Source organism: Flavobacterium sp. (assembly GCF_047602195.1).
Taxonomy (GTDB): domain Bacteria; phylum Bacteroidota; class Bacteroidia; order Flavobacteriales; family Flavobacteriaceae; genus Flavobacterium.
The window spans coordinates 458,312-472,045 of the sequence record NZ_JASGHW010000004.1; the positions used below are offsets into that span (position 1 = coordinate 458,312).

The 13,734-nt window shown below is 43.3% G+C and carries 12 protein-coding genes, 1 tRNA gene and 1 pseudogene; 9 read left to right on the forward strand and 5 right to left on the reverse strand.

All coding sequences use genetic code 11. The features are described 5' to 3' along the window. Positions 1-2: 2 nt before the first annotated feature. The 3 genes from QM717_RS08405 to QM717_RS08415 form a co-directional block, all read right to left on the reverse strand. Entirely contained in the window at positions 3-206 is a 204-nt protein-coding gene (locus QM717_RS08405) for a hypothetical protein (RefSeq protein WP_415036766.1), read from the reverse strand. Between the two features lie 102 nt (positions 207-308). Further along, the gene (locus QM717_RS08410; RefSeq protein WP_415036768.1) at positions 309-2,036 is read right to left on the reverse strand and encodes a helix-turn-helix domain-containing protein; all 1,728 of its coding nucleotides are present in this window, start codon (positions 2,034-2,036) and stop codon (positions 309-311) included. Positions 2,037-2,130: 94 nt separating this feature from the next. Continuing rightward, a complete protein-coding gene (locus QM717_RS08415; RefSeq protein ID WP_415036770.1) occupies positions 2,131-3,921 on the reverse strand; it encodes a gliding motility-associated C-terminal domain-containing protein in 1,791 nt (596 codons plus the stop codon). A 394-nt stretch (positions 3,922-4,315) separates the two neighbouring features. Between QM717_RS08415 and QM717_RS08420 the strand changes: the two genes are divergently transcribed. The 6 genes from QM717_RS08420 (at position 4,316) to QM717_RS08445 (ending at position 9,893) form a co-directional block, all read left to right on the forward strand. Beyond that, on the forward strand, positions 4,316-6,172 hold the full coding sequence (locus tag QM717_RS08420; RefSeq protein WP_415036772.1) for a tetratricopeptide repeat protein: 1,857 nt from the start codon (positions 4,316-4,318) through the stop codon (positions 6,170-6,172). A 14-nt stretch (positions 6,173-6,186) separates the two neighbouring features. Continuing rightward, positions 6,187-6,936, forward strand: a complete 750-nt coding sequence (locus tag QM717_RS08425; protein ID WP_415036774.1) for a LytR/AlgR family response regulator transcription factor — start codon at positions 6,187-6,189, stop codon at positions 6,934-6,936. A gap of 122 nt (positions 6,937-7,058) precedes the next feature. Then, positions 7,059-7,418: a hypothetical protein gene (locus QM717_RS08430; protein ID WP_415036776.1), complete on the forward strand. Its 360-nt coding sequence runs from the start codon at positions 7,059-7,061 to the stop codon at positions 7,416-7,418. A 121-nt stretch (positions 7,419-7,539) separates the two neighbouring features. Next, positions 7,540-7,743 carry a hypothetical protein gene (locus tag QM717_RS08435; protein ID WP_415036777.1) on the forward strand — a complete coding sequence of 68 codons (204 nt, stop codon included), beginning with the start codon at positions 7,540-7,542 and terminating at the stop codon, positions 7,741-7,743. A 2-nt stretch (positions 7,744-7,745) separates the two neighbouring features. Beyond that, positions 7,746-8,201, forward strand: coding sequence for a lipocalin family protein (locus tag QM717_RS08440; protein WP_415036779.1), 456 nt, complete (start codon positions 7,746-7,748; stop codon positions 8,199-8,201). Positions 8,202-8,726: 525 nt separating this feature from the next. Beyond that, the gene (locus QM717_RS08445) at positions 8,727-9,893 is read left to right on the forward strand and encodes a M20 metallopeptidase family protein (RefSeq protein ID WP_415036781.1); all 1,167 of its coding nucleotides are present in this window, start codon (positions 8,727-8,729) and stop codon (positions 9,891-9,893) included. Positions 9,894-10,074: 181 nt separating this feature from the next. On the opposite strand, the gene QM717_RS08450 is transcribed toward QM717_RS08445, so the two are convergent. Both QM717_RS08450 and rseP read right to left on the reverse strand, forming a co-directional pair. Then, positions 10,075-10,148: transfer RNA gene (locus QM717_RS08450), tRNA-Asn, on the reverse strand. Between the two features lie 83 nt (positions 10,149-10,231). Beyond that, on the reverse strand, positions 10,232-11,578 hold the full coding sequence (gene rseP / locus QM717_RS08455) for an RIP metalloprotease RseP (protein WP_415036783.1): 1,347 nt from the start codon (positions 11,576-11,578) through the stop codon (positions 10,232-10,234). 153 nt (positions 11,579-11,731) lie between these two features. Between rseP and QM717_RS08460 the strand changes: the two genes are divergently transcribed. From QM717_RS08460 to QM717_RS08470, 3 genes and pseudogenes are all read left to right on the forward strand, one after another. Then, positions 11,732-12,772, forward strand: coding sequence for a Gfo/Idh/MocA family oxidoreductase (locus QM717_RS08460; RefSeq protein WP_415036785.1), 1,041 nt, complete (start codon positions 11,732-11,734; stop codon positions 12,770-12,772). Between the two features lie 3 nt (positions 12,773-12,775). Next, positions 12,776-13,129 (forward strand): annotated as a pseudogene (locus QM717_RS08465) (aldo/keto reductase); the annotation flags it as partial. A 118-nt stretch (positions 13,130-13,247) separates the two neighbouring features. After that, positions 13,248-13,727, forward strand: coding sequence for an aldo/keto reductase (locus QM717_RS08470; RefSeq protein WP_415036787.1), 480 nt, complete (start codon positions 13,248-13,250; stop codon positions 13,725-13,727). Positions 13,728-13,734 lie beyond the last annotated feature (7 nt).

A 13,734-nucleotide genomic window follows, 5' to 3' on the forward strand; every position in this document is an offset into this window, starting at 1 on the left:
CATTATGGTGTAACCGTAAAACCGATATCGCCAGGTTTTGGAGCCGGGAAGGTACATTTTCTCGATGAGATGTTGGCCGCATCGGTCGTACAGATTTGCGAAGACATCGGTTCTCCGAAACCGCCCGCAACAGATTTGGCATTGGTCAGTTTAGCGATTTCAAATTTTTCCAAATTGAATTTTTGGTTTTGTTTTTTAGGTTTCATGGTCAAAGTTTTAAATGTTGTTTCGGCAATGTATTTAATTTTTCAGTTCGAAAAACACCCAATTGGTCGAAATTCTAGAATTTCGAGTGGCAAAAACTTAAATCACTGTAAATCAACAGTTTGTTTTTTCTTTTTTTCGAGCTCCTTGATGAAAAACGATGGTTTTATACCTGTTTTCTTATAAAAAGCCTTAGAGAACGACTCGGCATTGTTGAAGCCTATTTCTTCAGAAATCGCGTTGATCGTGTATTTGCGCAACGACTTGTTGTGTTGCAGTTCCTGTACGATGTAATCGATGCGCAAATCGTTCAAATAATTGGTCAGCGATTTCTTACTGTAATAGTTGATGACCTTCGAAATGTACTTGCTGTTGGTTTCAAAACTCTGCGACAGGGTAATGAGGCTGACGTCGTTTTTGAGGTACAATTTGTCCTGTTCGAAAGCCTTGAATTTTTCGATGATCTTGTCGACGATCTCCTTGCTGATTCCAATGTCTTCCTCATTTTTCTTGACCAAAGGCTCGGTAGAAATCCCCGATTGGTTTTCTTCGCGTGACAGCCCGGCAATCAGTTCTTCAAACTTGATGCGCTCGTTCTTTTGCTGTCGTTTCAAACGGAACGTATACGCTAAAATCAGCACGATGGTCACGGCCATGAGCGCAAAAAACCACCGGCTTTTGGCTTTGTCGGTCTTGAGCCTGCTGATGATCGATTCTTTTTCCTGGATCAAATGCGGGATGTCGTATTTGTATTTGAGCAGTTGGTTCCATTGGACATAGCTTTTCCGGAAATTTCCGTCGATTTCGATAAACGTACTCAAATACTTGAGTTGCTTGTCCTTGTCTTTTTTCTGTTTGTAATAATCGATCAGGAACCGGTAACCGCCGACAAATTCGGGGGTGATGTTTTTGTCGATGTTGTACAGCGAATCGACCACGAGGTAATTCTTTTCGGCCAACTCATCCTGGTGCGTTTTCTCGTAGATTTTGCCCAGGTAATGGTAACTGGCCAACAGATTGAGCCCGATGTTGGTCATCGTTTTTAGTTTGGGCTGCGCTTTATGGATGCTGTCCAGCGCCGCGGTATAATTTTCCTTGGAAGCCTGGACCGCACCTTCGTTGAGCATGAACAAATACTGCATTTTTTCGTCCTTGCTTTTTACCGAGGCACGGTAGCCGATCGCATTGTATTGTGAAGCCAGGTCATATTTTTCGAGCGCGCTGTAACCATCGGCCAATGCAAAGACGATGTTGTTGTATTGGGAGGCATAATAGGGATCTTTCAAATCCTTCGACTTGATGTGTTCGAAACATTCCTTATACAAGCCGACCGCTTCCTGTACCTCGCCGATTTTCTCCGACTTAAACACCCCGATCTTGTACCGGACTTCATAATAACTATCGGTATTTTTATGGTCCTGGGCATATTTTTCGGCGGTCAGGAAATTTTCAAGGGCTTCGGTATTTTTGAACAGCTTCGACAACAAATCGGCTTTCTCGCAATATGCCGCCACGGGAAAATAAAGGTCGCCCGTTCCGTTGGAATAATGGATGACCTGGTCGAGATAGTCGATTGCTTTAGGGTAATCGGTCGCGTAATATTTAATCGCCAGCAGGTAATATCCCCTTGCGATATTGATGTTGCTCTTTTCCTTCTGGGCTTTCTCGATGTACAACCGCGCAAATTGCGTCGTTTTGAGGGTGTCTTTCTCATTGTCGAAATACTGGTTTTGGATCTCATAATACGACAAGTCGGTTCCTTTTTTTACGGTATTCTGGGCGATGAGAAGCGTCGAACATAAAAACAGGAAGGCCGGAAAGAAACTTTTCATATTTGCGGATTTGCACATTCGACCTGCAAGCTAGTAAAAAATCGAGTGCTGTAAGGCAAAAGATTACAGCCTGCGAAAATATATTTTACAGCCCCTATCGCATCAGGTAAACCCAGCCATTAAGCGGCCGAGGATAAGTTGGATCGTTCAAATCGAGCCAATAAAAATAAGTGCCTGCGGGCAATGTATCGCCGTAAAGTACAGCACCGACATTGGTCTGCCCCGACCAATCTTCCGCATTTTTGTCGCCACTCCAAACCTGGCGCCCCCAGCGGTTGTAGATTTCGAGCTTGAAATTGGGAAACGATTCCCGGAGCCCAGCAATCAAGAGTGTCTCGTTGAGCTGGTCGTTGTTGGGCGAAATCACATTTGGCACTACCGGGATACAAACCCGCGCCTCGACTTCAAATGAAGTGATGGCTGCGCAGTGTTGGTTGGCAATCCGCACAAAAACAGGGTGCATCCCAACTGTCGTCGCAAAATTTTGGGTATTCGAAATCGGATTTTCACCGTTTTGCGCATCCGCCATATTGGTGTAAAACGAGACCACGTCGCCGGGGTTTACAACGACATCGGCGGCATGGGCGGACAAATCAAACACCGCCTGCGCATTGGCTTGCAAACATTGGCTCATGTTGGCCAGCGCATTGAATTCGGGCGTGACCCCAAGACTTACATTTACAATGGCCTCGTTGTTTGTTTCGATGGTCTCCTCGACGGTGCCTTGGCCCAGCCCGTTGTCATCCACGACAAAGCGAATGCTGAAATCCTGCCCGGCCATTGCTGAAAAATCGATCCCGACGGTTTGGACGGCCTCGCCAAGCGGTACAATCGCAGCGGTTGTAAGGGTGGTGCCAAACAGGATGTCATTGATGTAAATCGCTATGCTGGTTCCCATCGGCAAAACGTCGGTAGGGCTGGCATTGGTTACGGTATAATTGACCGAGACCACACGCGAATCACAGGCTTGCTGCACCGGATCGAGCGCAATGGTGGCATCGATGTACCGGCTGTTGAACCGCGTCACGACGGTGCTGATCATGACAAAATCCTGGTCCGACGTGAGTTGTATGTCTGCAGAAGTATCGCCTATACTGACAAAGTTGGCCAAACTGTAGGCGTCGATGTCCATGTTGTAAAAGTTGGTCGCGTTGGTAAAGGAATTGGTGCCGTTGAAGGCATTGCTGACAGGATTCAGCGGCGGATTTCCCACGAGCTGGCCGTTGATCCGTACACTTTCATTGTTGTGGAGCTGTTGGTCACCTTCCCAAGCGACAAATGCAATCGAAGCGTTGTCGTTGTTGATGATGTCCAAATCGAAATTGGTCAGCGTAAAATCGATTTGCGAAGGCATCGCCTGTAATCCGTCATAAATATTGATTTGGTTCGAGGGCGCGGCTGTATCGGCATAGACCACGACCAGGGCCCATCCCGCAAAATTGCCACCGAGCGGACAATACGGCGCAATGACCGCAGTCAGGTCCAGGTTCGACAATTGGTAGAGGCCGTTGCCCTGTGCCAGGACAATGTCGGTCGCGTCATAGAAGGCGCTAAAGTAGGGCAGTTGCGATGAGGTCTGCACCACCGAGAAAGTGCGTTGCGCGCTGATGTCGGTGCCGTTGAGCGTGACGTCGAAGTCCCCAGAACCGCTTCCGGCCCAATACAGATAGGCTTTTTCAACGGTTGTGCCCGCGGGCAGGTTGAGTGTTGCCGACGCACCGGTAAGGATGGAGCACGGCATGAACGCGCCATTCTCGAAGGTGTTGAGGGTATTTCCGATGATGGTGTAGTCGTAAAATCCGTAGAATTGATCGTAAAGGCTGACGGTTTGGCCGCTGCCGAAGTTGCATATCAATAAAAACAAAACTAGTAATCTGTATTGCATGGGCCAATGGTTAAAGCCACAGTTCATCGGGTCTGGCGAATAAGATTGGGGTAGGTTGGGGGTATGTTGGTCGCAGCGCAAATATAAGGCAAAACCCAACAGAGTCATAAACCGCTAAGATAGAAAAAACCCGACCATCTCTGATCGGGTTTTGTGTTTCCCCTACTGACAAAAACCATCAGCGAAAATGGGCGATTTTCTTATTTCTAAATTTCAGACATTCTAAAATCAATTCTCAAAAAGGTTATTTTTGTAGAATGGAATTGCCATTTTATAGCTAAAAACCAAATCTAAAAGCGAATCCATGCGCGTGTTTCTAAAAAAAAGAGTATTCATTCTGGTCATGGCTTTTTTTTGCATGTCCCAATTGCATGCGCAATACAATATAGATTCCTTGAAAACAATCGTGGCCAATACCAAAGTACATGATACGACACGATTGGCCAACATCTCCTTGCTTTTGGATAACCTTTATGAAAGCAAAGATACTTACCCCTATACCAGACTGATGGGGCAAATTGCCCAAAAAAATCTTTCCCGTAAGAACGACCCAACGCTTCATAGAGCGTACACAATTTACCTGGCGGCGTATTACAATAATATTAGCATTCTGTTGGAAGACAAGGCAGATGCGAGGTCTTTGGATTATTTAAACAAGTCTATAGCATTATACAAATCGGTTGGGGACAATGACGAAGTCTATTCTTCAACAGTAAGCAAAGGGTTGTTGCTTTCGAGGAGAAAGCGCTACAAGGAAGCCATAGATTGTTACTACCAAGCACTAAAATATTTTGAACAAAACCCACAAAAAAACGCGGAAGATATTTCTTATGTGTATTCTAATATAGGCGTGATATACGGCGAACAGGGACAAGATAAAATTGCCATCAATTATTTAAAAAAGGCCATTTTTTATATTGATAAGAAAGTGGAAAAAACTACGGTAGAAGACGAACTTCGAAAAGCCACTTTTTATTACAATATCGGCGCGAAGTATATTCTGCTGAAAGACTATGATAAGGCGGTCGACAATTTAAATACATCATTAGAATTATCGGGGAAACACAATCATAATGCCTTCAAAAGTTTTGCTTTGGTTAAATTGGGCGTTATTGATTTGCATTTCAAAAGAATCGACGCAGCCGAAGAAAAATTGCTAAAAGCCATTGCCATTGCCGATACAGAACACTCCAAAGCCATTACATTGGTGAACCTGGGAAACGTTTATTTTGAAAAAGGAGCGTATGAGAAGGCCGAAAACAATCTTAAAAAAGGACTGCAAATCAGTAAAGGAATCAAGAATAACGATTTAAAGGAACTGGCTTATCATTTACTTTATAAAGTCTATAAGGCAAAGGGAAATTATAAAGAAAGTGTCGAAATGCTCGAGTCGTATAACACGATTAAAGATTCTGCAAAAGTGGAAGAAACCAAAAACGAACTCAAGCGACAAGAACTCAAATACGATTACGAAAAGAAAGAACTCAAATATAAATTGGATTCCCAACGCAAAACCGCAGCCAAAAACAATCTGCTGATCGGGCTTTGTTCGGCATTGCTTTTATTGCTGGTCGGGTCTTATTTCCTGTACAGGAGTTACCGTCAAAAGCAGGCCATCAGTACCTTTGAAAAAAACGAACTCAATCAGAAATTGTTGTTGACCCAAATGAATCCGCATTTTATCTTTAATTCAATCGATAACATCCAGAGCCTGATCTACAACAAACGAGAAAAGGAAGCCGTAAATTACTTGACCAAGTTCTCCAGATTGACCCGTCAAATATTGGAAAACTCCAATGAAAATTACATTTCGTTAGCCGAAGAATTGCTGATGATGGAAAATTACCTATCTATTCAGCAACTCTTGTACAATAACAAGTTTGACTTTAAAATAGAAGTGGAAGAAGCCATTGATGTCGAAACAATCCAGCTTCCGCCGATGCTTACCCAGCCTTTTCTTGAAAACGCGATCAAGCATGGTTTGAGGGATGTAACCGAAAATGGATTATTGGCGATACGTTTTTATCTTAAAGAAAAGCACCTCTATTTCGAGATAACGGACAATGGCGTTGGATTTCCTGCCATAGATCAAACAAAAGGAACAAAATCGCTGGCAATGAAAATCACCAAAGAACGATTGGTTAATTTAATTGGTAAAACCAATTTCGAGGTTCGGGCAGAGAACCTTTTGGATGCCAATGGAAATACAATCGGGGCAAAAGTTTCTTTTGAAATTCCCTATATTTACTAAAATTACACCTTAGTATGTTACGAGCAGTTGTTATTGACGATATAGACGAAATCCGTAAAAAGAACATCCATATTATCAAATCGAATTGTCCAAATATAGCGGTAATCGGCCAGGCCAATAGTGTAGAAAGTGGCGTGAATCTGATCAGGCAAATTGTTCCGGATATTGTTTTCTTAGATATAGAAATGCCGGGCGGCAATGGATTTGATTTGCTTCAAAAGTTAAAACCAATACAGTTCAAAGTCATTTTTATAACCGGTTATGAGGACTTCGCGATTAGGGCGTTTCGGTTCAGTGCAATCGATTATTTGCTCAAACCGCTTGACCCTGCCGAACTGATCGAGGCGGTTAATAAAGCAGAAGAATCACTTCACAAAGAAGCTTTCGAACTCAAAATGAATACGTTGTTTTCTAATTTAGAGCGTCCCAGGGATTTGCAAAAGATCGTGCTCAAGACGTCAGAAAAAATATACTCGGTCAACATACAGGATATTGTCAGTTGTGAAGCAGATAAAAACTATACGACATTTCACTTTATCAATGCGCCTAAATTGCTGGTTTCTGTAACCTTAAAGGAATATGAAACACTTCTCAAGCCCTTTAACTTTTTTCGGAGCCATCAGTCGCATTTGATCAACCTGCTCTATTTCGATCATTTTATAAAATCAGATGGTGGCAATACCATCATTATGAAGAATAAATCGGCGATTCCATTATCCACCCGAAAAAAAGAAGAATTTCTGGCGATTATCGAAATGCTTTAAATAAAGCAAATTTTCATTCAACGTTCGCTAATTTTCGTACAACTCCCGCGCATATTCATTTGCCGATTTGCACTCTTTTTTTATCTCTAATTTTGGTTTACAAACTTTAAAATAGAATAAAAATGAGAAAGTCGATACTGGTGATTATGGCTCTTTTTGCTTGTCAGGCACAAGCGCAAATCAAACTAAAAATTAACGGTAATCTGGTGACCGAAACCTCAGTAATAAAAGCTGAAGATATCAGTAAAATAGAAGTTGCTTTTGATAAGTACAAGAAATTGGATTATTACGGTTTAGGAAGATTATTCCTGTATATTGAGTATCTTGATGAGAAAGGAAACCTAAAAGAAGAATACGGTATAAGAAAAGATGGTACGAATGCCATTAAAGTTTTCTTGGAAGACACCAATGTCTTTTACCAGATGGCTACAAATACAGATGCAAAAAACGACGTGATCGCCTTTTCGAACACATTCGGATAGGAATATTGCCACTAAATTAAAATTCTTTGGAAAAAATTTCGACTCAAAAACAGTTAAAATAAGGATATCCTTAACCTATAATGATAAAACAGGTTACGAAAAATATGGGGACATCATCTATTTGATCAAACCGCAGACCTATACCATAGACAACACGCTTTTCTTCACCGAAGGGCAAAAAGAAAAAGAACAAGACAAGATTGCGGACGAAGCCAGAAAAGCCGAAAATGATAAAAAAGCGCAACAAGCAAAAGCAGAAGCTGAAAATCAGGAAAAGACCAAAAAGAAAAAAGGCTTATTAAACAGTGTAATAAACAAACTATAATTATGAAAAAAACAATTTTAATGGTTGCCGTTGCAGCTACTGTAATGCTTTCCTCGTGCAAGCAAAATTATGAAAAAACAGAAAGTGCGACCACCGAAACCACTGAGCAAGCTGTAGAGCCAAAAGAAGAAGCTTCGATCGTCGGAGTATGGAAAATGACCGCATTTGACATCGATATGGAAATTCCGAAAGGCCAGGAAAAAGCCATAGAAGAAATGAAAAAGAAAATGATTGATGCCACTGTCTATACGTTTAAGGAAGACGGAAAAATGAGCCTGACCAATCATCTGGTGAAGGAAGCAACAGGAACCTACACCTATGCTGATGGTAAACTGATCACTTACAGTGATAAAACCAAAAAAACAGATACGCTGGCAGTAGACGAATTGACCACCGACAAATTGGTGTTTACTGCAAAACAAGGGGATAAAAAGGCTACGATGACCTTTGCGAAATAATACAAAAGCGAAGCAATAACAGCGGGCTAACTTTGAAAACCATCAATGAAAATTGGTGGTTTTTTTTGGAGTGCACACAAGCTACAAAATGCCTGTACTTTCCGGAAGTGATACAAGCGGAATCATTTTCGCTCTGGTTATTCTCGCAGCGCAAATATAAGGCAACAACCCAACTGAATCATAAATCGTTAAAATAGAAAAACCCGATCATTTGATTACTAATCATTAATATCATTCAATGATTTCGGATGCAACAAAATAAATGGAAAGTTTAGAAAGGCATGAATACTTGTAATTCCGGATAGCCTAAAGATTTGATGTATTACAGACACTAAATAGTTTAATTAAATTAAAAATAAAACTTACAAATGGCTAACAGTTAATTGTTTAAACTGATATTTTAACAGTTTGTCGAAATCTCCCTATTTGTTATTTATTATTTGGATAAATTTAATGGGTTGGTGTAACTATTCTGTAGTAAGACACACGAAAAATTTATTTTTTGATTTAATAAAGGATTATCAAATGTTGACCAATAAAGATATTGAAGAGCTCATCCAGATTAGGCGCGCAATACATCGAAACCCAGAATTAGGATATGCCGAATTTGAAACAGCAAATTTGGTTTGCAGAAATTTGGACTCCCTTAAAATTCCGTACGAAAGAGGAATAGCCAAGACAGGAATCATTGCGCAACTAGGGAATGGAAACGGCAAATGTATTGCATTGCGCGCAGATATGGATGCATTGCCCATAACCGAAGATACCAATCTCGAATTCTCATCACAAAAGGCAGGATTAATGCATGCATGCGGACATGATGTTCATACGACAATGCTTTTAGGTGCTTGCAGAATACTTAAAAACACATCGTTTGAAGGCAAAATTAAATTTATTTTCCAACCATCTGAAGAAGGTGTTTATGAAGATGAAGAAAATAAGTCAGGCGGACAACGTATTGCAGAATCAAACGTGTTAGATGATGTTGACTATGCTATGGGGTTGCATGTTCATCCATTACTGGATGTAGGAATCCTTGCGTATACACCAAATGAGGCATTGGCTTGCACCAATTTTTTTACTATTAACATCTATGGAAAGTCCGGACATGCAGGAGCTGCGCCTCATTTAGCCATCGATGCGATTCTAATTTCTAGCCACCTCATAAGCGTACTGAATACTATAGTTTCCAGGAATATTGATCCAATGCTCGCAGGGGTTTTATCTCTCACAAAAATCAATGGAGGTACAGCACCAAATATCGTTGCAGATTGGGTAACTATTGAAGGGACAGTAAGATCGCTCAATATAAAAAATTATGAGCACATCATGAGTCGGATTTCAACCATAATTGATGGTATAGCGAAGACATTTGAAGCAAAAATTGACTTAAAAGTAAATTTGTTTTATCCAAGTTTGGTTAACAATTCAATTATACACAATAAATTGATTCCAGTAGCTGAAAAAATTTTTGAAGAAAAAGGATTGGTTGAGATTAAACCGTTATTAGGAGGCGAAGATTTTGCTTTCTATTCCCAAAGAGTACCGTCTGTGTTTTATTTTCTAGGAGCAAAATCACACGATGGTGAAGCCTTTTTTGTTCATCATCCAAAAGTAGTTTTTAATGAGGAATGCATTCGGCTTGGCGCAGAGTTTTTGGCCCAAAGCGCTTTGAAATTGTTACAGTCTTAATAATCATTCGGCCCTGCGGGTGACAATTTTAATCAATTCATTTCATACCAATCAGATGTTTATAACCCTAAACTTTACATTTCAAGACGGCGTTGTTTACCAACCTAAAGCAGCAAAGCCAACAGTAGTGTGAGTATATAAAAAAAGACCTCATATCTCTATGAAGTCTTTTCTTTAGATGCTCCCCCTCTTGGGCTCGAACCAAGGACCCTCTGATTAACAGTCAGATGCTCTAACCAACTGAGCTAAGGAGGAAGGTGTGTTACCTTTTAAAGCGGTGCAAATATAAAGCGATTTTTATTTTCCGCAAACAAAATCGGGAATTTTTTCAAAAAAAATTATTTACCGAGTACGGCCTTGTACAGGTCGTTGCCGTTGGCAAACAACAACAAACCGATAAGTAAAAAGAAACCAACCATTTGGGCTTGTTCCATGAATTTGTCGCTCGGTTTGCGGCGCGTGATCATTTCATACAGCAAAAACATCACGTGTCCGCCGTCGAGTGCCGGAATCGGCAATAAATTCATTACGCCCAGCATGATAGACAGAATGGCCGTGATGCCCCAAAACGCCTCCCAGCTCCATTGGTCCGGGAAGATGTTGAAAATGGCGAAGAAACCGCCCACGCCTTTGTAAGCGCCGGTGCTCGGGGTAAAAATTTTCTTGAGTTGCTTGCCGTAACCCACGAGTTCGTCCTTTCCTTTTTGCAAACCGACCGGGATCGATTCGGCAAAAGAATAGGTTTTACGGCTGAATTTGTAGATGCCCAATTGCTCGAGGTTCTTGTCGGTCATCGAACCGATCTCAATCCCCAGTTTGCCTTTGGCATTGATGTACATGGTCACATTGGTCTGCTTGTTGTCGCGCAGCACCGTGGCAGGGAAGGTTTTCCCCTTGTTGTTTTCGGTAAAGGCCAAAACCTCGTCGATGTATTTGATCGGTTGGCCATTAATGCTCGTGATGATGTCCTTTTGTTTGAAGGTTTTTTCATTGGGCGAGCCCTTGGCAAAACCACCCACGACAAACGGCACGCGCAAGGCCACGAGTACTTTCTTCTCGGCATCCACAAATTGGCCGATGAGGTTGTGCGGCAGGTTTACCGTTTGTTCGGCACCGTTGCGGTTGACGACCACTTCTTTCCCCATCATGATTTTGGCCCCGATCGAAGCCTCAAAGCGATTGACCTTTTCCCCATCGATCGCGACGATGCGGTCGCCGGTATGGATGCCCGCTTTTTCCAATACGGGGTTGGTCACCCAGATTCCGTCCTTGACCTGGTCGTTGGTCAGGAACATTTCGCCATAGGCATAGGTCATCCCGATGTAAATCAGGAACGCCAAAATAAAATTGACTGTCACCCCGCCGAGCATGATGATGAGTCGCTGCCAGGCCGGTTTGGAACGGAATTCCCACGGTTGCGGCTCCTGGTTCATCTGTTCGGTGTCCATGCTTTCGTCGATCATGCCCGAAATCTTGACGTAACCGCCCAGCGGCAGCCAGCCGATTCCATAAACCGTTTCGCCGATTTTCTTCTTGAACAATGAATATTTGATGTCGAAAAACAGGTAAAACTTCTCCACGCGCGTCTTGAATAATTTCGCCGGAATGAAGTGCCCGAGTTCGTGCAATATGATGAGTAAAGATAAGCTCAGTAAAAATTGTGAAAGCTTGATTGCGATTTCCATGTGTCTATTTGATAATGCGCACAAAAATAGTGTTTTCTGTTTACTAATTGCAGCGATGCGCGGATTTCCACAATTAAAAGTTTGTTAATAATTCCCGCCACATTTCGGTGTTCAATTCCAGACGGGTAACTTTACTATCCAATTCCAGACGCCATGCAAAAAATCAAAACAGCGCTGCTTTCCTACGGCATGTCGGGCAAAGTTTTCCACGCCCCGTTTCTCGAACTCCATCCCGGTTTTGAACTGACCGGTGCTTGGGAAAGATCCAAAAAACTGATCCACGAAGATTTTCCGCTCGTCAAAAGTTACCCCACATTCGAAGCCCTGTTGAAGGACGACATCGACCTGGTCATCGTTAATACACCGGTCGCGACACATTTCGAATACGCCAAGCAGGCATTGCTTGCCAAAAAGCACGTGCTTGTTGAAAAAGCCTTTACGACCACCGTGGCAGAGGCCGAAGAACTGCGCGAACTGGCCCAAGAGCAAAAGGTCAAGCTCGCCGTGTTCCAGAACCGGCGTTGGGACAGCGATTTCAAGACCGTTCGCGATATTTTCGACAAGGACATTCTGGGGGAAATCGTCGAAGCCGAAATCCATTTCGACCGTTACAGCCCGAACTTGAGTCCGAAATCGCACAAGGAAACCGCCAATCCAGGGGCGGGAATTCTATTGGACCTGGGACCGCACATCATTGACCAGGCTTTGAACCTGTTCGGCTTTCCAGACAGTTTATTCGCCGATATCCGAAGAACGCGCGACCATACATTGGTCGACGATTGGTTCGACATCACCTTATTTTATCCGAATTTTCGCGTACGCGTCAAGGCCAGTTTTTTCATCCGCGAGCCTTTGCCGTCCTACATTCTCCACGGTACAAAAGGCTCGTTCCTCAAAAGCCGCGGCGATGTACAGGAAGACGAACTCAAGCTCGGCAAAAAACCGATGGTCACCGATTGGGGCATCGAACCGCTCTACAAATCGGGCGTGCTGCACACAGAGATCGAGGGCAGCACGGTACGCGAAAACATCCCGACGCTGCACGGCAATTACTACGGATTTTTCGACGCCTTGTACCAATCCATCCGCAAAAACCTTCCCGAACCCGTGACCGCCACCGATGGCCTCAACGTGATGCGCATCATCGAGGCGGCCCAACAAAGCAGCGCACAACAACAAATCTTCAAATTTTAGACTATGGAAAAAAGAACCCTCGGAAATACAGACCTGCAGATTTACCCAGTCGTTTTGGGCGGTAATGTTTTTGGCTGGACCATCGATGAAAAACAATCGTTCGACATCCTCAACGGTTTTGCAGAAGCGGGTTTCAACAGCATCGATACCGCCGATGTGTATTCGCGCTGGGCACCCGGAAATTTGGGCGGCGAATCGGAAGCCATCATCGGCAAATGGATGAAGGAAAAGAAAAACCGCCACGATCTGGTCATCGGTACCAAAGTCGGCAGCGACATGGGCGACGGCAAAAAAGGATTGCGCAAAGCCTACATTTTAAAAGCAGCCGAAGATTCCCTGCGAAGATTGCAGACCGATTACATCGATTTGTACCAGACGCATTTCGATGAAGAATCGACGCCGGTCGAAGAAATGCTCGAAAGCCTACCAGCAGTTGATCAAGGAAGGAAAGGTGCGCTGGATCGGTACCTCGAACATGTCGCCGGCCCGCATCAACGAATCGATTCATGCCCACCGCGAAAAAGGCTTGCCCAAATACCAGACCTTGCAGCCGCATTACAACCTGTATACCCGCGAATCGTACGAAAGAAATTATGAGCCGATCGCGCAGCAGAACCATTTGGGCGTAATCGTTTATTACGCGCTCGAAAGCGGATTCCTGTCGGGCAAATACCGAAAGCACAGCGACATCATCAAAAGTCCGCGCGGCGGCAAGATGGAAAATTATTTCAACGAACGCGGTTTCCGCATTTTGGTTGCACTCGATGAAGTGGCCGAAGAATACACGACGACTCCGGCGGCCGTGGCTTTGGCGTGGCTGATCCATCGTCCGTCGGTCACCGCACCGATTGTGAGTGCGACAAGTAATAGCCAATTGCAAAGCATCATCGAAGCACCGCAACTCAATCTCGATACGAATGCGATGCAAATCCTCAATTCTGCCAGCGCTTATTAATGAAAAG

Coding starts and splice junctions, on each gene's coding strand:
- QM717_RS08405 (WP_415036766.1), bottom strand. CDS start 206: ATGAAACCTAAAAAACAAAACCAAAAATTCAATTTGGAAAAATTTGAA.
- QM717_RS08410 (WP_415036768.1), bottom strand. CDS start 2,036: ATGAAAAGTTTCTTTCCGGCCTTCCTGTTTTTATGTTCGACGCTTCTC.
- QM717_RS08415 (WP_415036770.1), bottom strand. CDS start 3,921: ATGCAATACAGATTACTAGTTTTGTTTTTATTGATATGCAACTTCGGC.
- QM717_RS08425 (WP_415036774.1), top strand. CDS start 6,187: ATGTTACGAGCAGTTGTTATTGACGATATAGACGAAATCCGTAAAAAG.
- QM717_RS08430 (WP_415036776.1), top strand. CDS start 7,059: ATGAGAAAGTCGATACTGGTGATTATGGCTCTTTTTGCTTGTCAGGCA.
- QM717_RS08440 (WP_415036779.1), top strand. CDS start 7,746: ATGAAAAAAACAATTTTAATGGTTGCCGTTGCAGCTACTGTAATGCTT.
- QM717_RS08445 (WP_415036781.1), top strand. CDS start 8,727: ATGTTGACCAATAAAGATATTGAAGAGCTCATCCAGATTAGGCGCGCA.
- rseP (WP_415036783.1), bottom strand. CDS start 11,578: ATGGAAATCGCAATCAAGCTTTCACAATTTTTACTGAGCTTATCTTTA.
- QM717_RS08460 (WP_415036785.1), top strand. CDS start 11,732: ATGCAAAAAATCAAAACAGCGCTGCTTTCCTACGGCATGTCGGGCAAA.
- QM717_RS08470 (WP_415036787.1), top strand. CDS start 13,248: ATGTCGCCGGCCCGCATCAACGAATCGATTCATGCCCACCGCGAAAAA.